This is a genomic window from Microbulbifer sp. ABH2_005, from assembly GCF_056160005.1.
The window spans coordinates 1,495,468-1,519,957 of record NZ_JBSWWI010000001.1 but is presented as its reverse complement, the minus strand read 5'-3'; the positions used below and the strand labels follow the sequence as shown (position 1 = coordinate 1,519,957).

22 protein-coding genes and 1 pseudogene are annotated in these 24,490 nt (G+C 46.6%); 10 read left to right on the top strand and 13 right to left on the bottom strand.

From position 1 onward, the window contains the following. Positions 1-164: 164 nt before the first annotated feature. Genes cobN through ACXAFI_RS06715 form a run of 3 tightly spaced genes read right to left on the bottom strand, consistent with a single transcriptional unit; the run spans position 165 to position 4,995 of the window. Entirely contained in the window at positions 165-4,097 is a 3,933-nt protein-coding gene (gene cobN / locus ACXAFI_RS06725; RefSeq protein WP_475108162.1) for a cobaltochelatase subunit CobN, read from the bottom strand. A 20-nt stretch (positions 4,098-4,117) separates the two neighbouring features. After that, positions 4,118-4,465: a DUF2149 domain-containing protein gene (locus tag ACXAFI_RS06720; RefSeq protein WP_475108161.1), complete on the bottom strand. Its 348-nt coding sequence runs from the start codon at positions 4,463-4,465 to the stop codon at positions 4,118-4,120. After that, complete coding sequence (locus ACXAFI_RS06715) at positions 4,465-4,995, bottom strand: MotA/TolQ/ExbB proton channel family protein (protein WP_226648689.1); 531 nt, start codon at positions 4,993-4,995, stop codon at positions 4,465-4,467. The genes ACXAFI_RS06720 and ACXAFI_RS06715 overlap by 1 nt, the downstream gene beginning before the upstream one ends. A 225-nt stretch (positions 4,996-5,220) precedes the next feature. Between ACXAFI_RS06715 and ACXAFI_RS06710 the strand changes: the two genes are divergently transcribed. After that, complete coding sequence (locus ACXAFI_RS06710) at positions 5,221-7,392, top strand: TonB-dependent hemoglobin/transferrin/lactoferrin family receptor (RefSeq protein ID WP_475108160.1); 2,172 nt, start codon at positions 5,221-5,223, stop codon at positions 7,390-7,392. Positions 7,393-7,662: 270 nt separating this feature from the next. On the opposite strand, the gene ACXAFI_RS06705 is transcribed toward ACXAFI_RS06710, so the two are convergent. After that, positions 7,663-7,869, bottom strand: a complete 207-nt coding sequence (locus ACXAFI_RS06705; protein WP_152453968.1) for a DUF2905 domain-containing protein — start codon at positions 7,867-7,869, stop codon at positions 7,663-7,665. Between the two features lie 119 nt (positions 7,870-7,988). On the opposite strand from ACXAFI_RS06705, the gene ACXAFI_RS06700 reads away from it, so the two are divergent. The 3 genes and pseudogenes from ACXAFI_RS06700 to ACXAFI_RS06690 form a co-directional block, all read left to right on the top strand. Next, positions 7,989-8,702 carry an NUDIX hydrolase gene (locus ACXAFI_RS06700; RefSeq protein ID WP_475108159.1) on the top strand — a complete coding sequence of 238 codons (714 nt, stop codon included), beginning with the start codon at positions 7,989-7,991 and terminating at the stop codon, positions 8,700-8,702. 67 nt (positions 8,703-8,769) lie between these two features. After that, a complete protein-coding gene (locus ACXAFI_RS06695; protein WP_475108158.1) occupies positions 8,770-9,693 on the top strand; it encodes an ADP-ribosylglycohydrolase family protein in 924 nt (307 codons plus the stop codon). A gap of 210 nt (positions 9,694-9,903) precedes the next feature. Then, a pseudogene (locus ACXAFI_RS06690) lies at positions 9,904-10,119 on the top strand (IS3 family transposase); the annotation flags it as partial. Positions 10,120-10,262: 143 nt separating this feature from the next. On the opposite strand, the gene ACXAFI_RS06685 reads toward ACXAFI_RS06690, so the two are convergent. The 8 genes from ACXAFI_RS06685 to ACXAFI_RS06650 all read right to left on the bottom strand — a co-directional run bounded on the left by ACXAFI_RS06685 (position 10,263) and on the right by ACXAFI_RS06650 (position 13,525). Then, entirely contained in the window at positions 10,263-11,015 is a 753-nt protein-coding gene (locus ACXAFI_RS06685; protein WP_475108157.1) for a hypothetical protein, read from the bottom strand. Positions 11,016-11,531: 516 nt separating this feature from the next. Next, positions 11,532-11,837 (bottom strand): hypothetical protein, encoded by a 306-nt coding sequence (locus ACXAFI_RS06680; protein WP_444922533.1) that lies wholly within the window; start codon positions 11,835-11,837, stop codon positions 11,532-11,534. Further along, positions 11,821-12,066 (bottom strand): hypothetical protein, encoded by a 246-nt coding sequence (locus ACXAFI_RS06675; protein ID WP_444922534.1) that lies wholly within the window; start codon positions 12,064-12,066, stop codon positions 11,821-11,823. Before ACXAFI_RS06675 ends, ACXAFI_RS06680 begins: the two co-directional genes overlap by 17 nt. 12 nt (positions 12,067-12,078) lie before the next feature. Then, positions 12,079-12,330 (bottom strand): hypothetical protein, encoded by a 252-nt coding sequence (locus ACXAFI_RS06670; protein ID WP_444922535.1) that lies wholly within the window; start codon positions 12,328-12,330, stop codon positions 12,079-12,081. A gap of 4 nt (positions 12,331-12,334) precedes the next feature. Beyond that, entirely contained in the window at positions 12,335-12,532 is a 198-nt protein-coding gene (locus tag ACXAFI_RS06665; RefSeq protein ID WP_152453974.1) for a hypothetical protein, read from the bottom strand. 24 nt (positions 12,533-12,556) lie between these two features. Then, on the bottom strand, positions 12,557-12,781 hold the full coding sequence (locus tag ACXAFI_RS06660) for a hypothetical protein (RefSeq protein WP_475108156.1): 225 nt from the start codon (positions 12,779-12,781) through the stop codon (positions 12,557-12,559). 60 nt (positions 12,782-12,841) lie between these two features. Beyond that, complete coding sequence (locus tag ACXAFI_RS06655; RefSeq protein ID WP_152453976.1) at positions 12,842-13,111, bottom strand: hypothetical protein; 270 nt, start codon at positions 13,109-13,111, stop codon at positions 12,842-12,844. Between the two features lie 99 nt (positions 13,112-13,210). Continuing rightward, positions 13,211-13,525 carry a hypothetical protein gene (locus tag ACXAFI_RS06650; protein WP_252085480.1) on the bottom strand — a complete coding sequence of 105 codons (315 nt, stop codon included), beginning with the start codon at positions 13,523-13,525 and terminating at the stop codon, positions 13,211-13,213. Positions 13,526-13,674: 149 nt separating this feature from the next. Here ACXAFI_RS06650 and ACXAFI_RS06645 point away from each other — a divergent pair, with 149 nt between their 5' ends. The 6 genes from ACXAFI_RS06645 (at position 13,675) to ACXAFI_RS06620 (ending at position 22,047) form a co-directional block, all read left to right on the top strand. Beyond that, on the top strand, positions 13,675-15,147 hold the full coding sequence (locus tag ACXAFI_RS06645) for an MltF family protein (RefSeq protein ID WP_475108155.1): 1,473 nt from the start codon (positions 13,675-13,677) through the stop codon (positions 15,145-15,147). A 21-nt stretch (positions 15,148-15,168) separates the two neighbouring features. Beyond that, a complete protein-coding gene (locus tag ACXAFI_RS06640; RefSeq protein ID WP_444922539.1) occupies positions 15,169-15,585 on the top strand; it encodes a DUF805 domain-containing protein in 417 nt (138 codons plus the stop codon). A 2,075-nt stretch (positions 15,586-17,660) separates the two neighbouring features. Then, entirely contained in the window at positions 17,661-18,062 is a 402-nt protein-coding gene (locus tag ACXAFI_RS06635; RefSeq protein WP_475108154.1) for a hypothetical protein, read from the top strand. Between the two features lie 301 nt (positions 18,063-18,363). Next, positions 18,364-19,527 (top strand): PQQ-dependent sugar dehydrogenase, encoded by a 1,164-nt coding sequence (locus ACXAFI_RS06630; protein WP_475108153.1) that lies wholly within the window; start codon positions 18,364-18,366, stop codon positions 19,525-19,527. Between the two features lie 110 nt (positions 19,528-19,637). Beyond that, on the top strand, positions 19,638-21,290 hold the full coding sequence (locus ACXAFI_RS06625; protein WP_475108152.1) for an amidohydrolase: 1,653 nt from the start codon (positions 19,638-19,640) through the stop codon (positions 21,288-21,290). A 199-nt stretch (positions 21,291-21,489) separates the two neighbouring features. Next, positions 21,490-22,047: an NADAR family protein gene (locus tag ACXAFI_RS06620; RefSeq protein ID WP_444922543.1), complete on the top strand. Its 558-nt coding sequence runs from the start codon at positions 21,490-21,492 to the stop codon at positions 22,045-22,047. A gap of 160 nt (positions 22,048-22,207) precedes the next feature. Here ACXAFI_RS06620 and ACXAFI_RS06615 read toward each other — a convergent pair whose 3' ends face one another. Next, the gene (locus ACXAFI_RS06615; RefSeq protein WP_475108151.1) at positions 22,208-24,430 is read right to left on the bottom strand and encodes a pre-peptidase C-terminal domain-containing protein; all 2,223 of its coding nucleotides are present in this window, start codon (positions 24,428-24,430) and stop codon (positions 22,208-22,210) included. Positions 24,431-24,490: the final 60 nt, after the last annotated feature.

The window sequence follows — 24,490 nt, the reverse complement described above, 5'->3', positions numbered from 1 at the left end:
AGAAAAGATATCGACAGGTTCCCGAAAAATGACAACAACATTAGCTCAAAATTTTTTTGCCGAAAAAGAAAAAAGGCCAGCAATAAGATTGAGAATTGCTGGCCTTAACTGTTCAAAAAGTGACTTTAGGGTTGGCTTTTATTGCCAAGGGAAATGTCTTATGCCTAAGCATGGGTCACTCGCTGTCCTCCCCCCTCAAAAAAGCGCTCAAAAAATACGCTAGTAAATCCACTGATAACAATTGCCAACAATAATAACCACAAGAAGTCCTGGGGTTTGTCCTGAGCTGCGGGCTCTTTTACTTGTTCTAGTTTCTGCCCACTAACTTGCTGAGACGCAGGAGCACTAGCGGTAACATTCTCCACTGCCTGGCCGCCTACAAGCGGGGCAAGACCAAAACCAAGCGCTTGCTCGCCAATAAAGTCAGTAAACTTCTCATTGTCTGTTGCGATATCGTGCTGATTGGCAAGTTCGGTGTAAGTCTCCACCATTTTCTTAAGCGTTTCGGCATCTGCAGGCCAGTAGCCCTTGCGCACTGCTTCCAGCATGCGCTCCAGCATTTGCGCCAGAGCTTCCGCATTGTGCGTCTCAAAGAACTCACGCATATCCATTTGGTATTTATCATCCACGTAGACCTCAAACATCTCCTGCCATTGGTCATCGCGGATAGTTTCTGGGGTCATCACTTCCCAGCCCCACATATTGTTCACACGATCCAGGATTGCCGTTGCGCCGGCATAGCCGGATTCCTGCATTGCCTCAATCCAGCGGGGGTGGAAATAACGGCTGCGCATTTCCTGATTGACAAACTCTCCTAAGGTCTGGGTTTTAACGTTGTCCTTACGGCGCAAGTTGGAGACATACATCTCCGGTGTCTTGCCGTCTAGATTGCGCACCGCAAGTCCCATACCACCAAAATACTGGAAGGGATCATCGTTGGTCATCATGGCGTAGAGGTTGGTGGAGCGTGAGAAAATCACCCCATCGGTGCCGGAAAGTACCTTGCCATAGAGTGCAACATTGCGCTGGTCTTCGCTCCAGCGGGATTCATCCTTGCCATAGGCAAAGCCCATGCGGCGCATATACAGATCGGCCAGTTTATCGTCTGTCTCCCAGCTGTCGGAAGCCAGGCTGGCACCATTCAGGCCCGTACCATAATTGCCACTTTCATTGGAGAAAATGCGCACAGAGGAAAGATAGCGCGCATCCTCTTCGGAACTGCCTTCTTCCTTTAGTTGCTGTAATAAGGCCTGGCTGTGACGATAGACAAAGTTGTTCTCTTCCTTCATCTGCGCCACTTTATCGATGGCTTCCGCCAGCCACAGCATCACATTAGGGAAAGCGTCGCGATAGAGGCCGGTAGCAGAGATCACCACATCAATACGAGGGCGCTTTAATTCAGAATAGGGAATCACTTCAGTTCCGGTAACATTACCCTGCTGATTCCATTTGGGCTTGAGGCCCAGCGCATGCAGTATTTGCGCTTCCAGCGCACCTTGGTGACGCATGGTCTCCAGGGACCAAAGGGAGAATGCCAGCTTGTCCGGGAAGCGACCGTGTTTTTCCCGGTAGTCGGCAATGGTCTGCTCCATCAATTGAACGCCGGCTGCATAGGCTTCCTTGGAAGGCACCTTAGCGGGGTTGAATCCAATCAGGTTGCGACCGGTAGGCACCGCCTGCGGGTTGCGAATAGGGTCACCCCCATGGCTCACCGGAATGTACTCACCGTCGAGTGCCAGCATCAGGTTTTGTAGCTCAGCGATACCGGCAAAGTTATCGGCATACTCCCGGCCCAGCTTCAGATGATTTTGCAGCTCTTCAGAAAGTTCCGGCAACTTGCGTCCAGCCAGGTAAGCATCCAAAAGCTGATAACCCGGCTGTGCTTCCAAGGCGGCTACATTGCGCTCATCCAGCACCTGATCCTGCGGTAAACCCAAGCCCTGGTCGCTTTCATACTGGCCGGCGACGGAGATAAAGTTTTCACCCAGCATTTGCAGCATGGTGCTGGTGAGATGCTCTGACTTGGGCAACTGACCAAAACGATGGATACCCAATGGCTGGCTCATTTCAGCCAGTTGGGCCAAGTGGTCCTGAAGACCGCTGAGCTGGCCATCGAAATCAGCCTGCAGGGTTTCAGCGCTGATTTCCAAATCCTTGAGCATATTCAGCTTGTCCGCCAGGGCAATAATGCGCTCCTGGGTGTTCAAACGGGTTTGCCCTTCTTCCAGAATCAGGTAATTACCAATCAACTCAGAGAGTTCAGCCACTTCGGCGTAAAGACCCGCTTTAGCGAAGCCCGGAGTCAGGTGGCTGATCATGGTCGCGCGGCCGCGACGCTTGGCCTGCATGGCCTCGCCCACATTATCGATAATGTAGGGATAGAACACCGGGATATTGCCCAGGGCCAAATTTGGCGCGTCGTACACAGAGAGTCCACGCTCCTTGCCCGTTAGCCACTCCTGGGAGCCATGAGTGCCCAAGTGAATATAGGCATCGGCCCCGAAAGTTTTGCGCGCGTAAAGATAAACCGCCAAATAAGCATGATTTACCGGCGTTTTCATATCGTGATACAGGGAGGCATGGTCTTTGGCATTCTCCGCGCGCACCCCCTGTGGCAGCACAATCAAGTTACCCAATGTCATACGTGGGATTACGAACGCCCGCTCACCGTTATGATCTGCCAACATGGCGTTATCTTCCGGATTACCCCAGCGTTCCACAATGGGATCACGCACAGAAGCCGGCAAACGATTAAACCAATTGACGTAGGTGGAAAGTGGCATCCAGTCAGCCAAACCTTTATCAATCAGTGCAGCGCTGTCTTCACGGCGATAATAGGGGCGCAGCAATTGGCCGGCCCAATCGATTAGGGTCTTGGAGTCCTGCTGCTTTATTTGATAGCCACGCTCGGCCATGACTTTGGCGATAGACTCAATAGAAGAAGGTACATCGAGGAAGGCCGCACCAATATTCTTCTCACCGGGGGGGTAGTTCCAGATAAAGGTAGCCACCTTTTTCTGGCTGTTTTTCTTGTAACCAAGTGAGGCATGGCTCCACGCGCGCTCCACCAGCGCACTGAGCTGGTCTGCCATCACAACCTTATTGCCACCTTCACTTGCAGCGATAATTACCGGATCGATACTACCGGTATCTTCAGGCATTACCAGGAAGAAAGGCGTTAACGAAGGAGAAACCCCACTATTATCCGCAAGGTAATCCGCTTCACTGCCCTCGGTATAATTCAGGGCGTGAATCACCGGGACACCCAGTTTCTCGAACTCTACGCGACGCTTACTCACATAATGAAGAGAGCGGTAATTGATCATCAGATCAATACGTGTTTGCCCCGCTTCGTCTTGCAGTAAATCCGGATAGGAAAGCGGCAGATCTTCTCCTTCAAAGAAAAAAGCAAAGGCCTTAGCGCCTTTCTCTTCCAGTCCAGCTAAGATTGCATCCACCACCTGCTGCTGCTCGTAATCCACCACCGAGCGATGAATAGCTACCGCAATAACCGGCTGGTCTGTAGATGCCTGCAGCCAATTAAAAAACGCCTCTTCACTATCAGTCACGAGATTCGGCAGGCGCGGGTGATAAAAGCCCACTTTAGGCACAATAATTGGTTCAGCTACAGACTGCGCAGAGAGGCCAAAGACTTTGACGGAGAGGAACTGCATTAAATGCTGGTAGTTTTGTCGCCCAGCATTATTAAAATACGCAGCGATGGATTGGTGCTGTTCAGAAGTCAGCCCCTGATTCATAGAGGCGTTATCGGCATCCCCCAGGGCAACCACTGGCACTTTGGGGTACTGGGTTAGCAGCGGCTGGTATTTACCAAACATAAATTGGGAGAGTGCCGGATTGATACCGTCAAGCAACACCAGGCTGGAAGATCCCCAGGCCTCTGCTATCTGCTCTTCACTCTTCCCTTTGCTGTTAAATATCTCCAGGGTAAACGGCTGGTCCGCAGCCAAATCAGATAACAGCGCTCCTTTGGCTTTCGCGGTATGGCTGGACATCATCAGCAAAACTTTGGGTTTATCGCTGGCCTGGACCATCACCGCAGTGAAGGCTACTAGCACCAAGCATGCTAACTGCATGCAAACCTTTTTCAACATCACTATTTACCCCCCGTTGCCTGGTCTTTAGCGGACTCTTCTTTTCCTTCCGGCACATAGACCAGACTGCCATCAGCCATCTGGTAAGCAACACCAGCGCGAGTGCCCTCTCCCGAGCCAATTTCGCCAGTGGATTTGTACTGCTTAATTTCTTCCCCATCTTTTACGATGACTTCCATATTGGGCTCGCCAGCATTCTTGATCACCGTGACCTTTTCATTGGAAAAAACGTTTAACGGGTTTTGAGCAATAGCGATGAGCAGCGCGGCGATAATCACCAGAAAGACATCAATCAAGTTAACCGCACTCAAAATCGGGTTGAGCTCTTCATCTTCATCCAGGAAGCGCATCAGGCAACCTCCTTCAATTTGCGGATGTTAATCAACTCAGCGGCAAACCAACGCTTCTTTACCGAGGCAGGCCAGAAAGTCAGGGTGGAAATTGCGAGGCCCCAGATCACAGCGGCAAAAGCGATAATCAGGTTTTCACTAATCCCCTGGATATTGCCATCGGCCAGGGCCCGCAACGCCGGCCCCATAGGAATCATGGTGGCGATCAAGCCCAGCATGGGCGCGATGCGAGTGGCCATGCGCAACATTTCCAGTTTCTTCAGCGCAAATACTTCCAGCTCGTCATCACATGCCAAAGGATGTCGCACGTAATAATTGTGCACCTGATAGCCGGGCAGGCCCTCTTTCCGACCTTGCTTTAAGGCCAAGCTGTAGGCACCAGCATTGCGACGGCGCAGCATCCATAGGGAGAGAAAGCGCCCCGTTGCGTACAACGAGTAAACAAAAAGAACCAGAATCGCCAGTAAAACCGGGGCCATAAACAAGTCGGCCACATCCGCCATCAGGTTCTCAATTATCGAAATATTCATTGCAAGCCTCCTCAGCCCAGCACTTTCGCTCTGTATCAATGGCCGCGGAAACTAGCGGAACTCCTCACTAACGTCAAATTTAATCTAACTGATATTGATTCGCATTTAGCTTTACATTAAGAAAATCATCCATATAATCCCCTCCAGCTGATAGCAGAGCTGATTTATCTCACCTCCAGCTAACAGACAAAGCTGAAGTACAAAATTCACCCCAAGGACAACACCATGAAACTTCGCCCTCTCGCAGCGGCCTTACTGGGCTTGGCCTCCGCCACTAACTTGCATGCCGAAACCTCAAGTTCGGCTGCCAGCAGCGACCTAGAGCTGATCGTTGTCAGTGGCCGCGCGGAAAAACCGCTGAAAGATGTCGCAGGAAGCGTTTCTGTTGTCACCAATGATGAAATTGAACAGCTGCAACTGAACGATATGAACCAGCTGTTCCAATACGAGCCCGGAGTGGAAGTTACCGGTGCCGCCGGCAGCGCACAAAATATCCTGGTACGCGGCATGGGTGGCGATCGGGTACTGATTATCAAAGACGGTATGCGGGTTAACGAAGGCTATGGAGCCAATGGTAAAAATGACATCGTAGGCCGCGGCTTTATTGAAATAGATACCCTGAAACAGGTAGAGGTGGCCAAGGGCGCTGCGTCTTCTTTATACGGTTCTGACGCTCTGGCCGGCATCGTGGTATTCACCACCAAAGATGCCAGCGACTATCTGGAAGATGGGGAGCAGTTCGGCGGTGCGATCAAAACCGGTTACACCGGTATTACCAATCAATCACACATCTCCCCTACCCTGGCTCTTCGCACCGGCAACTTTGAACAACTGCTGCATACCACCTTCCGCGATGGCGAAGAGCAAAAAAATTTCGACGAGAACCAGGACCCCTTCGATATTGAATCCAAGAGTCTGCTCTACAAGGCCAAGTACAACTTGGGCGGCGAGGACTTTGTCAGTTTCAGCATCGATCACTGGAATCAGGAAAGCACCGGCAACAGTGCCGATGGCCTGCTCCACTACTTCCGTGGACTGGCCGATTACGGCTACAGCATCGTCAAGGAAGAATCGAACTCCGACAAAGAGGTCCGCGCTTACCAACTGCGTTACCACAGCGAGACCCCTAGTGCAGTCTATGACCAGCTAAATATCAGCCTGTATAAAAACGAATCCGAACAGCAAGACGAGCAATATGGCCAGCTGGACATTAATGCCCCGATGTTCGGAGTTCTTGAAATTCGTGATATGTGGGAAACTGGCCTTTATAGCCAAGAGACTATTGGCTTCCTCTCCAATGCCAGCAAAGCCCTGAATGAGACTCACACCCTGGGATATGGCCTCGACCTGGAAAAAACCGAAAGCCACCGTACCGTTCACCAGTACCGCGAAGTGGAAGGTAGTTCCACCCTGGATGTGACCACCGAAAAATTCCCGGAAAATACCGTCTCCCGCGCGGGCTTGTTCCTGAACGATGAAATGACTTTTGCCAATGGCCAGCTGATTGTAACCCCCGGGGTACGCTACGACTGGTACGAAATGGACCCCGATGGTGCAGAGAAAGCTGACGGCACAGCCTTTGCCACGATTGAAGAGAGCAACTTCTCCTTCAACCTAGGTGCCTTATACAAAATCAACTCCCGCTTGTCTGCCTTCGCGCAGTATGGTCAGGGATTCAAAGTACCGGCCTATGACCTGGCCTATATCGAGCATTACCTGCAACCAACTTCTACCTATGCTTATGAGGTATTGCCAGCGGACGACCTGTCTCCTGAAACCAGCGATACTTTTGAGCTCGGCCTGCGTGGACACCTGGGCCCCATCGCCTTCAGCGCTGCCGCCTTCTATACCGAGTACGACGACTTCCTCGAAACAGCACTCATTGACAGCGAGACTTTCTTTAACAACGATGGCAGTTTCTCTCACGTATTTGAGCAATACCAATACCAGAATATCGACTCTGTAACGATCAAAGGGGTTGAACTGAGCGCGAACTGGTATCTGTCACCTGCATTCGAGCTATTTGCTAATGCCAGCTATCAACGTGGTGAAAACGATACCACCGGCGAATACCTCACCAGTATCAGCCCGCTTTCCGGTGTAGTGGGTGCCAGCTACACAAGCGCGCAGCTTTCCAGCCAAGTGCTAGTGCGCTGGGCGGACCGCATGGAACGCGTCAATGAAGGCGAAGTAAAGACTCCAAATTACGGCTCTGTAGACTGGACGCTGGGCTATCAGTTGATGGAGCAGGTATCGCTCAACCTGGCCGTCAACAATCTATTCGACAAAGAGTATGTGCCCTACCAGAATGTCGCTGGCTGGGATGAAGGCAGCGATATCTACGTAAACTCTGCTCCGGGCCGTACTTTCTCTGCATCACTCAAGTACGACTTTTAAAGTTCATATTTTGATTATTAACCAGGCGAGATAGTGGACGCCGGGTTGATGCGGCGCAAGGAAGCGCCGTCGCTGGTCACGGCCAGCAAAGCCCCTGAAATACAAGTCACTCTGCGCTTTTGCACAATTTCAGGGGCCTAATCACACAGGTCAAGGATGACCTTTTTTTGATTAGCGGAGAACGCACGCTCCTCTTCTCATACTCTCCTATAAGTCCCTTGCGGCCGCCCCCATGCGGCCTTTTTTTATTCTCTTGCATCAATACAATATTTACCTGCGAAACAGGTTAATTAAGAGGCTCAATATCAGGCTAACAATAATCATCGAGACAATGGGAAAATAAAAACGCGTGCGCCCAGATTCAATACGAATATCCCCCGGCAACCGACCAAACCAATTAAATAGCCAGGGGGCAAAGTGCAGTGCTACACCTATTACTAGAAGAATCAACCCAGTAATCATCAGCCAGCGTGACATAGCGCCCCTCTCATTTTGCTCTATTCAGGCTCCAAGAAAAATTTGTTTACTCCTCAAACCCCTTGAGTGCACAGGGCTAGGCAGCTACCATAAGTGACCAACTGACACTTAGTAAAGCAATGAACGAGAAAGAATTCCTCGCCGCCTATAACAAGGGTAGCTTTGAAGTCCCTCTAGTTACCGTAGATGCCGTCTTGTTTACTTATCAAGATAGACAACTCAAAGTATTGCTGGTGGAACGCTCCAATCATCCCGAGAAAGGGAAATGGGCGCTACCGGGCGGTTTTATTTCCGAGAGCGAAGATAAGACCCTAGAGGATACGGTCACCCGAAAGCTCAAGGAGAAAACCGGGGTTGTCCCTCCTTATGTTGAGCAGCTAGGCACCTTTGGTGGCGCCTGCAGAGATAAGCGGGGCTGGTCTGTAACCATCTGTTACACGGCTCTGATCGCTCACCAGGCCTGTGAAAGCAAATTAGAAACGATCTCCGATGTCGCCTGGCTTCCTATCGAGAAAGTCAAGAAAATGCACTTGGCATTTGACCATCTCAAAATTATCAATAAGGCACATGAACGCCTTATTCAAAAGGCTCTATACAGCATTATCCCTGCCTACGCACTGCCAAGGAAATTCACCCTGCCCGAGCTTCAACAAGTGCACGAAGTCATTATCGGCAAGCCTCTACAGAAAAAGTCATTCCGCAGGAGAATTGAGCAGGCGGAACTTCTGGTAGATACCGGTGAAAAACGCACTGAGCGAGGTCGTCCAGCCGCGCTGTACAGTTTGCGTGCCGGCTCTGGGAAATATACGTTTGTGCGGAATCTGGAGCAATAACCCTGCCCTATGGCCACTGATTTAATTTAATAATCACACTCAAGCAGATTTAAGAAGGATTTTGCAGGTGAATATTGAAACAATAGACAAAGTAAAAGGCTGTTTAGTCGGACTCGCTTGCGGTGATGCCGTGGGCACCACGCTGGAGTTTAAACGCAAGGGGGATTTCACCCCTCTTTCGGATATGGAAGGTGGAGGACCATTTGGGTTAGAAAAAGGGCAATGGACCGATGATACTTCCATGGCGCTCTGCCTAGGGCACAGTTTACTCCAGAAAAAAGGCTTCAGTGCAACTGATCAGATGAATCGTTACTGTAACTGGTACCAGTATGGGTATATGAGCTCTACAGGTGAGTGTTTCGATATTGGTGCAACAGTTTCATCCGCTCTAAATCGATACCTGCAAACAGGTGATCCTTTTAGTGGTTCAACATCTACTCGCTCCTCAGGTAATGGATCACTCATGCGCTTAGCGCCAATTCCCATATTTTTTTCTTCAACAGTTTCAGACGCTATTTATTTTGCAGGGGAAAGTTCCAGAACCACTCATGGCTCGGACGAGTGCATCGAAAGCTGTAAACTGTTCTGCAACCTTATACTTTTCACATTTGATGGCATCGAAAGAAGCAACCTTCTAAGTTCTATCGAACAAACTCCAACTACCGAAAAGGTAAAAAACATTGCCAGTGGGCAATTTCTAGACCAGCGCTATGAAGAGTTGACCGGAAGTGGTTACGTGATTGAATCCCTGATATCAGCGCTTTGGTGTTTTTTCAATACCAATAGTTTTCGGGAAGCTATTCTTTTGGCCGCCAATATTGGCAACGATGCCGATACAACGGCGGCCATATGCGGACAAATAGCCGGAGCTTACTACGGAGTTTCTGGAATACCTGAGCAATGGACCCGGCAAATTTCTTTGTCGGAAGAAATTCACACCTTGGCAGAAGATCTCTATAAGGTTGGGCGATCAGTCGCCAATGAATGGTAAAGCCGGCATAAGCCGGCTCTTGACGCTATGTGATAAGAAGGGCTCAGACAGCTATTGCCAGCATCCCCTCCTGAGTGGGTATTTCTACCAGTAAGCGGACGGCCTCAAAGTCCTGATCGATCAACAGCTTGCCATCGCGAAATACCGGGCGAAGTTGATTCACACATTCCCCTAATCGCTGTTCGCGGATCGTTTGGTACTGGCCATCGTGAGCACTTCCATAAAACTATATTACAAGAGTTCTACCAACCATCGTTGCGACGAAAGATCTATGGATCAATAAAAGAGCTACAAAAGAATCTGGACGAATGGCTCGTATATTACAATAATGATCGAACTCTTCAGGGTAAAAAGTGTTGGGGTCGCACACCGATAGCAACCCTTGAAGAGGGTAAAAGTATCTGGAAGGAGAGGCTCGTAAACTGAATTTGACCTGACAGAGCATCTTCATCAAAACCGGTAAACCCCTCTCTTTCAAAAGGATGTGTCAGATTTGGTCTGAACTAATACATTTCACCATACCACCCGCTATGCGGGTGGTATGGTGATTTGATATGTTTATTTATCTGTCAATTTTGAGCGTTACCGTTACCGTTACCGTTACCGCCACGAGGAGGTTCTGAAATTTCAAGTACCGTCCAATTTTGTTTTAGGAGTTGACCTTGTAAAGTTTCATTCTCATTTCTGACGTAGGCATCGGGCCCAAACCTTAGATGGTCGGGTCCAACAGGATAAACTATGAGTGCCCCCGTGTTAGCATAGGTGCTTAAAGAAGTGGCCATTTGGGTGTTTATCTTTGGCGCATTTCCATTTTGTCCATATCTAGGATCATAACGCCTTCCTTGTTCTGCAGAAAAACGGTAGGGCTGAGCATCAGTATTTAGACGATAGCCTTGATCAGCAAGCTCGGCGCTAATTGCACCTCTCAAAGAGGGGTCGTATGTAAGTAGGTTTTGATCACCAATTAATGATAATTGTTTCTGAGCTCCAGCATTGGAATAGAGTCTATCATTAACTTCAATAGGTTCTTCAACAGCTACCATCATATCGGGAATATTTAAAATTGCAGTTGCAGTATTTTTTGCAGCTGTTCTTATATCCTGAGATTGTGCGCCATGCCTTTCTCCCATTATAAGAAGTGCACACATGTCTCCTTCATGATACATAAGTATCGGAGGTGGCATTTGAAAGTCGGCTCCAGTGTCCTCTATTTGTGCGAACGAATCGCTCATTGTGGCGACCACATAAATATTGTACTGATCTATTGCACTCCAAATTGCGCGAGCATGGGGTAATTGGCTAAGTTGTGTTACTGGCATCATTAATTCCTATCTTAAAAAATTATAGAGTGTTCAATAAGCTACATTGACATAGCTAGCAGAAGTCTAGGGCTAACTAGAAAGGTTTTTTGTTTTTATGTTCCTCCTTTTTGTATACTCATGGCATTTACTTTGTATCTTAATCCCTAGCTTGATTACATATACATTTATTTCATGGTGAATAGATCAAGCATTGGAGAAGCCGCTAACGAGCGGTGTAGAAAAACAGATTAACCAAGCCCTCTATCCAACCAATCGTCGCCCATCTAAATTTCTGAAGATTTTTTCTAGAGAACTAGAATTATCTCAATACATAAAAATTTGGTTTCTTGTGAGCGACCTTAAATCACCGTCAAATGGCCAGAATGAAATGGCTGGAAACGGCCGATAAAAACGGCAAAAGCGTAATCTCTTTGCATTGCAGCAAACTCCTTGCTGTATTTTTCTCTCCCCGGTCTACCCAGGAAAGCCCATGAAATTATTGACCTTTAGTCACTAGAGGTCAGCCTGAGCTTTATGTTATTTTTTTTCACCTTTCTGATTAACCATCTCAAGAGCATACTGATAGGCTTCTTTGACATCGTCCTTAAGTGAATTAACACCGATACCACTCAATACTTCCTTGTAGCTAGTATTGGATGGATTCTGTAGCCACTTCATCATCACACTATTCTTTAACATGATGTTGCTAAGCCTTTCATCCCTTAAGGAGTCAGATTTTCCCTGTAAAATATGGATTCCTTGAAGCTCCACCGCATTTCTAACAATTTGCTTGGAAATATTACTAACATCCGGCTGAAAAGTATTTTTAGTCTGGTTGCTCATTATCCTCACCTTGCCCCTTTGTTTCGTCATCCAGTTCAAAACCAGTAGTTGATATATCCGAGAAGGATTTTGTCAATGCATTATTAACCTCCTGGCAGATGGCTATGATTGACTGCTGCAGTTCTTTACCCAGGTCAACATCAGTCCCTTGGCTGCTAATCAGCTTATCCAGCTGGTCTTCAAAATCTGGAGGGAGGTAACTTTTACTTGTAGGTTTACTGTTAGACATAAGTTGAAATCCTTAACGCATAAACATTGAAAGCAACAGCATCAAGAAACTTTGAATAACGGCCACAATCAACTGAATATGTGCAACGATAATTATAAGTAGAAAGATGAGGTTGAATGGTTGGGTCAACCATTTCTGAAAAGCTTTTCCAACAACTGTAGAGGTTTGCAAGGCTGTATCCCTTACATGATCGGCTGCATTTTGAACCAAAAAAGAGGAAGACATACGCTTCCCTTCTTTTGCCGCCCCCCCCTCGTCTTTCATAAAATTACAAATCAACTATTTTGTTTAGCTGCTTAGTCATCAACAACATACGCTGATTTCGTGCATTGACTTGATCTTGTAGTGTCGTTTCCACAGCACTATTAATAGAACGCTGCAAGTAGGCACTAGACATCACATCAATCAGCCTCCCCTTTCCTGCGGAAAGCTCCCTGAGAGTTGGTGTATCATCATCCTTCGCCATCTGTTCATCCTCTCAGACAGTAAATTAGAAGGTATCTCTAAATGTGCGCGCCCCAACCGCCGACATTTGCAAGATGGAATTGGCTGTTGCCTGCATTTGAGTTGCGCCGGTATGGGTAAATTCACGCACCTGAAGTTTAGATAGCGCAGACAAGTCACGTAGGCCATCCAAATGAAGGCTTAGTGCAGAAGAAGTTGCCACCTGATCAGCTACTTTAGTGGCCAGGCGATCTCGGAAAGTATCTTTCATAACTTGCTCCTTTATATTAAGGGGTAGCGATAAATCGCTACCCCTTTAAGGTCTAAGACCTTACTTACCGCCATCCATGATGTAATTGACAGCCTTAGCACCTGCCGCCGCCATTTGAGTCATGGCATTGGAAGTTGCTTGCATTTGTGTTGCACCGGTGTGAGTGAACTCACGAACCTGCAGCTTGGAAAGCGCAGACAAGTCGCGCAGGCCATCCAAATTCAGACTTTGCGCTGAAGAACTGGTAGTCTGGTCAGACACTTTGGGATCAACACGGTCGCGGTAAGGAGAAGGTTGAATACCGTCTACAGTATTGGTTTCATCAGACATAATTTTTTCCTTTCAATCAGTTTATTAAGTCACCCAGTTATTGGGCTCTATCACTGTATGGAGAATCCGAATCACTAATAATCGGGAAATTTCTCTCCATCAGCGATTAGATAGCTGTGCAGTATCTTTCTGCCCCTCCCCTTTACTACCATTACCCAAAATAGCATTTACCGCAGTAGCCCCAGCCGCAGCCATTTGTGTCATGGCATTGGATGTGGCCTGCATCTGAGTAGAACTGGTATGAGTAAATTCACGTACCTGTAATTTGGAAAGTGCGGACAGATCGCGCAATCCATCTAGATTTAGGCTTTTTGCAGCACTTGAAGTGGTTTCATCAGATACTTTGGGGTCAAGGCGATCCCGGTAAGGCGAGGGATCAATTCCTTCCAAGTTGCTATCAGTTTCATCAGACATATTTTTTCCTTCTCTTAGAGTGTTGCTAGGTATGTAGCCCGATCACTCTAAACAGCGATTTAAAACCAGTTAATCAGGAATTATTTCCTCATTTTGACTTAGAGAGACATCAATAGGCTTCATGATTAACATTCAGTCAAGGAGCAATCATGAACCGATCGAGCAATAGCTGGTTTTTCACTCTCTCAGTAATAGCCCTTATTGGAACCATTATTTATGCATGCAAGGTTCCCAAAAATCGACTCAAAAGCATTCAGGAAGTGGGGATATTAACTGTAGCCACACGAATGGATGGAGTGGGATGCTTCTATCACCGCGATCAACTGGCAGGATTAGAATGCGATTTACTGCAAGCCTATGCGGAAAATTTGGGGGTAGATGTAGAGTTCAAGAGAGCGGCTTCTATCAACGAAAGTCTGACTATGGCAAGAGAGAAAAAGGCAGATATAGCAGCTTCAGACCTAACATATACCAACAGACGATGGGAAAAAGTCACTTTTAGCCATGCACTGTTTGAAACAAGGGAAGTTCTGGTACAACGAAAAGAAAATGCTTTAACACAGTTCAAGGAACTAAAAGGAAAAACTCTAACCATCCACCTAGATAGCGCCTATATTGAAGAAGTTAAAGACAAAGCTTTATTACAAAAAATCCCCTTGAGATTCCCCAGCCACCCAGAGAGTACGGCAGCCATAAGCATTGATCCCGCAGATAATAAAGTATCGGTTCTTGAGTTGATTGATGCTGTGAGCATGGGGGAAATAGATTTTACTATCGCCGACGAACATATTGTTAATGGAAGTAATGGTTACAGCGATAACCTAGATACCTCGCTAGTGTTTGGGGAAAACCGCTGGGTAGCCTTTGCACTAACCAAGGATCACGATACCTCCCTTGTTAACAATCTCAATCAATGGCTGGAAAGTGAAGAAGCCCAAACGATAGTCAGAGCATACCTGAGCCTGTTAAAAACACAGGGGGCAGATAACGTACGAGGCTATGCCCTCCCCAAAGGTACACTGAGCCCCTGGGACAGGCTCTTCAAGCGCTATGCTAGCGAACCGTTCGATTGGGTCTGGCTTGCCGCGCAAACCTCGACAGAATCTAACTTTAGACCCAATGCCGTATCCCTTGCGGGAGCACAAGGTCTAATGCAATTAATGCCGGAAACCGCCAAGGAAGTGGGAGTAAAGGATAGCTTTAACCCAACACAAAATATCCGGGGTGGCTCCAAATACAACCAGAAGCAATATCGACGCTGGAAAAATTTACCCAAACGAGAGGCCATGGCTTTTACCTTTGCCTCCTATAACGCTGGTGCCGGACATGTACTGGACGCCCGCCGGTTAGCACTACAAGATGGAGCGAATCCCGATCAATGGTTTTCAACCTCCAGCAGCAAAGGCGTTGAAGATTATATTGTTCTTCTGCAAAAAGCGGAGTACTACAACAGTCCAATGGCTAAATATGGTTATTGCCGTGGCACAGAAACCCGTCAGTATGTGCGAAAGATATTTCAACAGGAAGCCAGTTATCGATCTCAGCTTAAGGACCTTTTGAAAAATAAGGAATTAATTCCTGATGGGCATGAACAATTCTCAGATACACCATATAAACTCTGACAATCTGATGAGGAAAGGCTCATGAGGAAACAAAACTACCTGGATTTTTATTTTGATCTGGATGGGATCGTTACACGACGACAGTTCTGGCTGCTTTTTGTAATACCAGTGCTTTGTGTCCAGTTTATTACCGGTCTAATTCTAGAGTATAGCAACTTTAATTTCAGCGATGGCATTTGGAAAACTGCAGAAATATTTATGGCGGTCATCAGTGTGCCTGTACAGTTAAGCTTAATTTGGGCTTCTGTGACCGTGTGCAGTAAACGTCTCCGAAGCTCTGGATTACCCCGCCGTATGTTGATCGTTGCCCTGCCAGGCATTGGGGCAATATGGGTTTGTGCAGAGCTGTTTTTTGCTCCCAATGCAGCTAAACGCTCAGATAAAGATAAACTGCTGGAGCCAGAGGATACCTTATATAGACGACCCGATGTACAATAGAGTAAGTATTGTCCTACCGGCGACTAAAGGTCAGCAATCAACATATCACCCGCATAGCGGGTGGTATGTTGGAAGTTCCCATAGGGGCTGTTACACACACTCTCAGATGTATCTTCTCCTAACGAGGATCTTCAACTACTTGATGATTGATACATTCTCGAATCATTGTTCGTTGAGCGCTGCTTTACTTACCCGGTAGTCACTGGGTCCGTGCTGTAAAATTTCTCTGTCCATGCTTGCACTTCTGGAATATCCAGATCAAAAATTTCCCTTTCAAAAACCTAATTGTGTTGAAAACACTGCATTTAGAAAATTCAACAGCAGTATACTGATGCGTCTACGCATCGCACCCCCTCAATCAACTAATAACCGTTTTACGACATGAGTCTCAAAATATAACTCCATACCCCCCCATCTCAATCTACCAATCTCGCAAGTAGCGCTCTAACCAGTTCATAAAGACTATATTTTCACTCTATACATCGAAGCGACGAAGTCCTGTAAAATTTTACTACAAGAGGTGGCAACCTTCCCACATATTAATTAATCAAATAAATTTAGCGCAAATTTTTCTCAACCCACATATAAACCACGCTTCCCACCAATAACACACATAAAAAGAGGCTTTTATTTTTAATAAAAATTTTTAACTCTCACCCTTAAAAAAATGCAGCCAACAAATCCCAAGGGGAAATGACCATCCATTTTTTAGCACAATCACCACCCCCTCCCTTAAAAGGCAAACATCTACACCAAACAAATAACCACAAGTTAACCACTTAAAAATTTACCCAGGAAGATTTTCTCTATATATACAAACAGATATCAAATGAAAAATACAACCTCAACTACCTACCAAGGAATAAAAAAATACCGATCCTTATCTCCAACTCAAACAACGATATAGCGGGACTCGAAAGAGGCGACATGGTTTTTAAAAACTGCGCATCCAAACTGGAAATTGGAAAGATAATCCAAATAGGCCAAGCCATTACGGCCAGTGTAAAATTTTGGTCCGGTATAAAGATTGTTGACTGAGAATAAGAACATGCTGCCATTTGCATTGATGATGAGGGCCATCCAATTGAAGCTATTGGTGAGGGAATCTCATTATCACCTATGAAAAAACGCTGATTAAATAGTGTTTAAGTGCAAAAATGAAGACGTTATCAACCATGCAGTCAGCTTTGCCAATACTATATTCGAAACAAAACTTGAAGCTAAAAATGAATAAAGAAACGCATTGAAGTATGATTTAATCGCGGCAGTTAAATCTGCACTCAACCCTAACAGAGACTCTCCTACCACCTCCACCATCGATGATAGAATTGATACAATTTTTCCTAAGAATGGGAGAAATCCAGGCCTATTTTACTCACAATTTGCTGCCCTTTGTTACAGCGTAGGAGCACAGCAATCAGGGCAAGCCCCAGCAGAATATGTCGAACGCCATGACCACGCCCTAATCCAAAGTCAGCTTGCATCTCAGTTAAGAAAAAATAAAAACTAGGCCTGCAAAAGAATTATCATGAGAGGCGAATATATTCTATTCGATAAATAATTACATCTAAGCCACCTACCATTGCGGCTCTTTCATCAGGGTCGTGCTTACCAACGACCTCCCACCAATTAAAATTCCCGAAAGAAAACTATTAATAAAGACTCAAACGTATCAATCATTAATCTTGATCGACATACATCACAGATTAACCTATAAAATCAACCAAATTAATAAACAGTGTTACACACATGAATAATATTTCCCATAACCCCTAGCGAACGCCTACGGGAGGCAGTCCTTAAAAAATACTATTACACAGCCAATCACCTACCAGCCATCAAAAAATCATCTGCAAGATTTACTCCTTAACTTTTCAGGATTTTTATAGGAGTATGCTACCAAGCGTTACCTTCTAGTGTGTCAACACCTCTCTACACAGCGAAAAATTCGCTAACCCCATCACAAAAAAGATCACAAACCCATAGCTTAACACACTGGGAAACGTTTCACTCTACGCCAAATGATATCGTTAATCGTACTCTCGCTGCATGCTTTATCTTACAGGGACGATGATATGCAGCAAGGGAACAAAAATCGCAATCACAATGTTGAGATTGATCATAAGAAACTACCAGATCTGATGCAGGAACTTATCGAGCTGATTGGTTACGCTGATATGTATATTCTGGTTACATCTTTTGGAGGGCAGGATGTTTACATCCCTAAATATCCGGCTAGGAGCAAGCTGATTGATATACTGCCCATCCAATCACTGCAAACCCTTAGTAACTCTTATGGCGGCACCTATCTAACCCTGCCTACTTCACGACAAATTGATATTCAGGCTCGCAATCGTGAGATCTTATGCGCTCTGTATAATGGCGAATCTCGATCCGCAGTTGCCAAAAGGTTCGGAATTGGAGTAAGACAGGTGGCGAATATAAAAGCAACCGCAAAACTCAATAGCTGCCTCTAAAACCAGAGTATTAAAATAGTTTTACTTGAAACCTAAAATATAGAGTCGATCAACTCGTAATTTCTATCTCAGCAATTAATGCCCCTAACGGGCTGTGAGGGCTTATTAGCCTACTTAAAACCTAACTAATTTATTAGCCGACTTGATTATCAAACCTATCAAGATGGCTCAGACACCACTAAGAAAGAGACTCTGTATAAAACGTGGAGAGTGCCTATTGCACTTGGAAAAGCGACGTTGTTGTCAATAACCCTACTGTTATACTGTTAGGCACACCCACCTACCTCAAGGATCACCCAAAGTGAGAAGGATCTCTTTTTATACAATATTATTAGCGTTCATTTGCGCAGTCATCCCTGCTACAAGCCTCGCTGATACTTTTCTATCCCGGGGCGCGATCCCCGTAATCGACAAAATTAAGATTAGTAAGGTCGCAGGCCCTATTCCATATCCATGGGGTATAACCTTGCTCCCTGACGGCTCTCTAATCATCACTCAACGAGATGGTAAGCTACGCACTATAACCAACAATACCCTTTCCGAGGCGATAGATTTTCCAGCGCAGGTTTTCTTTGAGGGACAGGGAGGGCTTCTGGATGTAATTGCCAGCCCGAACTTTGACAGAGACCAGCTACTATATTTCAGTTACGTTAGTGGCAATACCGAAAGTAACCGCCTAACTATTGGCAGAGGAAAATGGCAAAGTGGCCAGCTGGTTGACTTTCAAGAGATATTCAAGGCAGCTCAAGGTAAAAAGAATAGCGCGCATTTTGGTTCGAGATTTGCCTTTCTCCCTGACGGTACCCTGCTGGCCAGTATTGGGGACGGCGGTAATCCCCCACAGGATTTTCTCGACGTCTTTGCCCGTGAGCAGGGTCAAAATCTACAAACACACTTTGGCTCAATAATCCGTATTAAATCTGATGGTTCAGTACCTGATGACAACCCCTTTGTAAATACCAAAGGCGCTCTCCCAGAGATTTGGAGTTTTGGCCACCGCAATCCTCAGGGGCTTGCTGTCGACCCTGAAAGCCAGGTTATCTGGTCCTCAGAGCATGGTCCTGCAGCTGGAGACGAATTAAACCAAGTCCAAAAAGGGGCTAACTACGGCTGGCCCAGAGTAACCTTTGGTAGGGATTATCGAGATGGGTCCAACATCTCTTTCAAAATTGCCAGCCCAGAATTTACCTCTCCTTTCCTTGCCTGGATTGATACCCATGCCCCCGGCGGTCTCACAGTTTATACCGGCACAGAATTTCCACAGTGGCGTGGACACCTCCTTTCCGCTGGCTTGGTCACCCAAGACCTGCGGGTAATCAATCCGCAAGGGGATCCGCTGAATGTTGAGAGAAGAATTGTTATCGGTGAGCGGGTTCGCGATGCTGAAATCGGAGCAGATGGCAATCTCTATATCATCACCGATGGACCCCAGGGCCATTTACTTCGTATAGAGCCCGATCAGTAAACAGCCCCCTACTCCTGCACTCATTAAACCAGCAATCTTTTAATCTACTTTTCAGGGGGTATGAAGCCACCATAGAATGGTCGACGACGAGAACAACAAGGCACTCCACCATGCGTCTAGCCCAAGCTCTGGCGGTGACACTACTCACCGCCACTTCTATCAGCTCTCAGGCAGTAACACTCATCCACAACTTCTCAGGCTATCAAACTACGGATAAAGCACTTATTCAGTTCTCTGCCATGGCCTTCGACCAGGGCAAGGTGCTGGGAACTGGCAATATTGCCGAACTGGATAAAAAGTATCCCGATGCCGAGAGAGTGGATGCCAAAGGCAAGACTCTGCTACCCGGCCTGATTGATGCTCACGGACATATGTTAGGCCTGGGGCAACTCAATGAGTTACTGGATCTGCGCGACCAGTCTCTGGAAGGTTCCCTCGCGGCGATAAAGCGCCATGCTGAGAGGCTGGAACCAGGCCAATGGCTGCTCGGGCGCGGCTGGAACCAGGTTACCTGGCCCGGCAAGCAATTCCCCAGCCGGAAGCAACTGGATGCCCTGGAGATCGATCACCCCATCTGGTTGCGCCGGGTTGACGGCCACGCAGGCTGGGCCAACTCGAAGGCTCTACTTCTTGCCGGTATCGACAAGAGTACCCAGGCCCCCGAGGGCGGTGACATTCTGCGCGATAGCAAGGGCGAGCCTACAGGAATCTTAATTAACAATGCCATGAGCCTGTTACAAAAGGCAGTCCCCTCTCCCACTCTGACCCAAGAGAAAAAATCCCTACAGAATGCCTTTGCTACAACGCTTTCTTTGGGGCTGACCAGTGTGCACGATGCGGGTATCAAGGAGCAAACTCTCAAAGCCTATCGGGAGTTGGCCGAGGAAAATGCCATCCCGATGCGGGTGTACCCGATGCTGTCAGTCGATAGCCACAACTATGCCAAGTTGCTGAAAGCTGGCCATATCGGCAACCCCGAAGCGCGACTCTATATGCGCAGCATTAAATTATCTGCCGATGGCGCCCTGGGTAGCCGTGGCGCGGCGTTGCTGGAACCCTATCACGACCGCCCTCAGGAAAATGGTCTACTGCTCTATCCAGAGAGCAAAATGCTATCTCTACTCAAGCTGGCAACTGATAATAATTTCCAGGTGAACGTACATGCGATTGGCGATAGAGCCAACCATATAGTGCTCGATCATCTTGAAACCTTGAATAAAAAGAAAAGCCAGCAAGAATATCGTCACCGCGTAGAGCATGCGCAGGTCATTGAAGCAAAGGATATCCCTCGCTTTGCCCAACTCCATCTAATAGCCTCCATGCAGCCCACCCACGCCACTAGCGACAAAAATATGGCGGGTGACCGCCTTGGTGATAAACGCCTGATCGGCGCCTACGCCTGGCAAACACTTCTCAACCAGGGCACACCAATAGCCGCCGGCTCCGACTTCCCGGTTGAACCCGCCAATCCCCTGTTTGGCCTTCACGCCGCAGTGACCCGTCGCGATCGCCAGGGCAATCCCAGCAAAGGCTGGCGCACCGAAGAAGCAATGACTTTAGAACAGGCTCTGCGCGCATTTACCCTGGACGCTGCCTACGCCAGCCATCAGGAGAAAGTAATCGGCAATCTACAACCCGGTAAATTTGCCGATTTTATCCTGATTGATAAGAATATTTTTGAAATAGATCCACAAGAGATCTGGCAGGTACAAGTTTTGCAGACTTGGGTTGAGGGAGAAAAGGTTTATCAGCGAAATTTATAATTGGCTTGCCACTATTATCTCTTTATAAATCGCTCGGTGCTTTTTTAAAGCTCTATTAATAAGTATGCAATCTGGGACCCATCAAACCCCAGGTTGCATACAATATTCCAGTAAAAGGTGAGTCACTGTAGTTAACTGGCCAACTCACTGCACTTACAACCTGGTAAGTGAAATCCAAAAGTCAGAAGCTAAAGATAAAATGAATATTAAGTCAAGAGATCAACTAATCGACTTCGTAAACAAAGGAAACAAGGTCAAATACCTCTTCTTTTGGGGGCATCAAGAAAAAGGTAAGCAAGTCTCTAAGAGCTGCTTTAGCCAATGGTACGATTCCAAATTCGAAGAAGAAGGAAATCATTTTATTACAGCCGAACACTACATGATGTATCACAAGGCAAAACTATTTGGGGATAGCAACGCATGTAAGAAAGTTTTGGCTTCATCCAATCCGGGCGAGGCGAAGAGCATAGGTCGGCAGGTTGTTGGTTTTAACCAGAAGATCTGGGAGAAAAAGCGATTCGATATAGTGGTTAATGCCAACCTTGCCAAGTTCTCCCAAAATATTGAACTAAAGGAATTCCTGCTCAATACAGAGAACAGGGTCTTAATAGAGGCCAGCCCTGTCGATAAAATTTGGGGAATTGGCTTGGCGCAAGACAGTCCTAAAGCACAAGATCCGAACACCTGGAAAGGTCTCAACCTTTTAGGTTTTGCCCTTATGGAAGTAAGAGATAAGCTTTGTCTTTCTCTCGCTTAACCGACTTAAGTGTAGTCAGACTTGAGTGTTTGCACGGCAAGTTTTTAATAACTCAAAGTGAACTCAAAGTAAAGCAGCATTCAAAAAAATTGAAAACGGGCAATGGAGTTATTTTAAATTAAAGCACTCCATTACCCATAAACTAACTACCTGCTAGGTGTTAGTAATCAACACTTAACCAGAGATTTTCAAAGTCAGTGTAACCATAAACAGCCACATGCCAGATACCTGCTTGAGGCGCATTCACATCAATAGATTCATGGCTGCTCCAGTTTTCAGAGTAATAATCCGCATTGGTTGCCGAGACTTGTTCGCCATACTTGATATACAAGTCGGCATCACCGAGAGAACCAATAAATGATGGCCCAGTCGCAATGGAAAGCTTAGCTGCGCCCTCTGGGACCTGCACCTTAAAAGTGAGCATCTCACCCGCCTTACCATCCAAATCTGCGATTGTCTCTCCTGTTAATAGGAACTCAGATGTAGACTCCGTGAAAGAGCCCACTAAAGAAACATCTTCAAAATCCGTATAGCCCAACAGCATAACGTGCCATACGCCCGCTTTCGGATTGGCGATTGAGACGACCTCTTCATTACCACCTAAATAGGGACGATAATCATAGACAGATTCTGTTGGTTTCTCTCCAAAGCGCACGTAAAGATCCGCATCGCCAGTGCCGCCAGTCATTACAAACTTTAGATCAGAAGCATTTTCTGGAACGGTCAGGGTAAAATGCAATGCTTCTCCAGTAGCCGCAGCCAATCCGGCAATCTGCTGTTGATTAACAAGCTCATTAGCTGGCTCTCCACCCAAATCCAGAGTCGCAGTCAAATCGACACCTTCAAAAGAACGCTCGACCGGTGATAACAGTACATACCAGCGGCCTTGCTCTGGCGAAGCAATCTGTATATTTTCGATGTTACCGGCATTTTCTGAACTGAAATCAAAATCTGTGGTACTGGGCTGACGGTTGTAAGCGACATAAACATTCATCTCGCCGCCCGTTCCCGACTCTTCTGTTTGAACAGTCAACTTTTGAGCATTTTCAGGGACATCGATATGGAATAGCTTTTCACCTTTAGCCCTTAAATCGACCCTAGGTTTACCCGAAATTAGCGTTCGCTCCGCCTCCTCATCACAAATAAATGTGCCACCACCTTTAACCGGACTGTATTGGATATTGCCACCTTTCATCACACCATTAATTAGGGCGAACATTTCACAGGAGTAAACATCCAATAGATTATTGGTAACATCCACATCTTTCAGGAAGGGCTTATCCAATACCCATTCAAATTTTGCCGCGTCCAAATAGTTGCCCGAAAAATTTAAGGATTCCAAGCGCTTGGGCAGCCCTGGAATTTCCGTCAGGTTTTCATTGACCGCGGTTAGATGTTTTAGATATCGAAATAGATGGATACCCTGCAGCGACTGAATTTCACCATTCCCAGGAGTCTGGATTTTCTCAACTTTTGCAGCCTCTAAACTGCTAATTTCACCGTCTTTATCGCTATCAAAATAAGCGAGCAGATAAGACTTAAATGCCGGATCAGGAATATTGATATTCACTGCGCCGTAGTGGGAAGCCGCCCCCACCTGATCACCAGCTCCGAGGTCGAAACGTTGCCCCACAATGCCATCATATTGCTCATAGCCTTTCTTTGGGACAATCGTTGCATCCCCATTAACGCTATATGCCCTGGAGGGATAGTGCATCACAGACAGGAAGTCATATTCACTGTAATTGTGTGATTGACGAATATCAAAGTTGTAGATATATGCAGGCTTTATATTTTCTTCAAGGATCATCACATATTGATCCCGATCCGAACGCTGTTGTTCATGCCTCATGCCAATTGCGTGGCCCAGTTCGTGAACAATAATATACTTCTTATCCCAGTTGTTCATACTGAAAAACTGACCACCACCGGACATTCCAACCATAGAGCGGTTTTCGCTGCCATTACGCACATAGATATAATTAGCTTGATCCGTGCGTTGCACAAACTTTAAGTCTGCAACTTCTTCCCAAACCTTGGTGGCTTCTAGGAAGCGTAGGCGGTTTTCTGCCGTTACATCCCCATAGAAATCATAGTAGACAATACCTTCAGGCCATTTATTTGCTGATAGCTCAAAGGCTGACATGATACCAACTTGCTCAGATCCCTGTTGAACCAGCTCCAGCATGTCACCAGTTAACTGATAGAGTTTGCCATCGACCATCATTCTTTTTGCTGTGAATTGCTCTTCCAGTTGCGCAAATTCACTTGCAGTGAAGCTCGGAATACTAGGATTCTCTAGCTGACTTGAAGCCAGGGCCGATTGACTCATCAAGGCCAAACTTGTGGAAACCCCCAGCACTGCACCGGTTAATTTTTTCATTTTCATGTTCCTTCTCTGAAAATTTACGGATTTATAACCTAATCTGGTGTTCAAGGTTTT

Excerpts from the sequence above, each read along its gene's own strand:
- cobN (WP_475108162.1), bottom strand. The coding sequence starts at position 4,097 with ATGCAGTTAGCATGCTTGGTGCTAGTAGCCTTCACTGCGGTGATGGTC.
- ACXAFI_RS06720 (WP_475108161.1), bottom strand. The coding sequence starts at position 4,465 with ATGCGCTTCCTGGATGAAGATGAAGAGCTCAACCCGATTTTGAGTGCG.
- ACXAFI_RS06715 (WP_226648689.1), bottom strand. The coding sequence starts at position 4,995 with ATGAATATTTCGATAATTGAGAACCTGATGGCGGATGTGGCCGACTTG.
- ACXAFI_RS06710 (WP_475108160.1), top strand. The coding sequence starts at position 5,221 with ATGAAACTTCGCCCTCTCGCAGCGGCCTTACTGGGCTTGGCCTCCGCC.
- ACXAFI_RS06705 (WP_152453968.1), bottom strand. The coding sequence starts at position 7,869 with ATGTCACGCTGGCTGATGATTACTGGGTTGATTCTTCTAGTAATAGGT.
- ACXAFI_RS06700 (WP_475108159.1), top strand. The coding sequence starts at position 7,989 with ATGAACGAGAAAGAATTCCTCGCCGCCTATAACAAGGGTAGCTTTGAA.
- ACXAFI_RS06685 (WP_475108157.1), bottom strand. The coding sequence starts at position 11,015 with ATGATGCCAGTAACACAACTTAGCCAATTACCCCATGCTCGCGCAATT.
- ACXAFI_RS06680 (WP_444922533.1), bottom strand. The coding sequence starts at position 11,837 with ATGAGCAACCAGACTAAAAATACTTTTCAGCCGGATGTTAGTAATATT.
- ACXAFI_RS06675 (WP_444922534.1), bottom strand. The coding sequence starts at position 12,066 with ATGTCTAACAGTAAACCTACAAGTAAAAGTTACCTCCCTCCAGATTTT.
- ACXAFI_RS06670 (WP_444922535.1), bottom strand. The coding sequence starts at position 12,330 with ATGAAAGACGAGGGGGGGGCGGCAAAAGAAGGGAAGCGTATGTCTTCC.
- ACXAFI_RS06665 (WP_152453974.1), bottom strand. The coding sequence starts at position 12,532 with ATGGCGAAGGATGATGATACACCAACTCTCAGGGAGCTTTCCGCAGGA.
- ACXAFI_RS06660 (WP_475108156.1), bottom strand. The coding sequence starts at position 12,781 with ATGAAAGATACTTTCCGAGATCGCCTGGCCACTAAAGTAGCTGATCAG.
- ACXAFI_RS06655 (WP_152453976.1), bottom strand. The coding sequence starts at position 13,111 with ATGTCTGATGAAACCAATACTGTAGACGGTATTCAACCTTCTCCTTAC.
- ACXAFI_RS06650 (WP_252085480.1), bottom strand. The coding sequence starts at position 13,525 with ATGTCTGATGAAACTGATAGCAACTTGGAAGGAATTGATCCCTCGCCT.
- ACXAFI_RS06645 (WP_475108155.1), top strand. The coding sequence starts at position 13,675 with ATGAACCGATCGAGCAATAGCTGGTTTTTCACTCTCTCAGTAATAGCC.
- ACXAFI_RS06640 (WP_444922539.1), top strand. The coding sequence starts at position 15,169 with ATGAGGAAACAAAACTACCTGGATTTTTATTTTGATCTGGATGGGATC.
- ACXAFI_RS06635 (WP_475108154.1), top strand. The coding sequence starts at position 17,661 with ATGCAGCAAGGGAACAAAAATCGCAATCACAATGTTGAGATTGATCAT.
- ACXAFI_RS06625 (WP_475108152.1), top strand. The coding sequence starts at position 19,638 with ATGCGTCTAGCCCAAGCTCTGGCGGTGACACTACTCACCGCCACTTCT.
- ACXAFI_RS06620 (WP_444922543.1), top strand. The coding sequence starts at position 21,490 with ATGAATATTAAGTCAAGAGATCAACTAATCGACTTCGTAAACAAAGGA.
- ACXAFI_RS06615 (WP_475108151.1), bottom strand. The coding sequence starts at position 24,430 with ATGAAAAAATTAACCGGTGCAGTGCTGGGGGTTTCCACAAGTTTGGCC.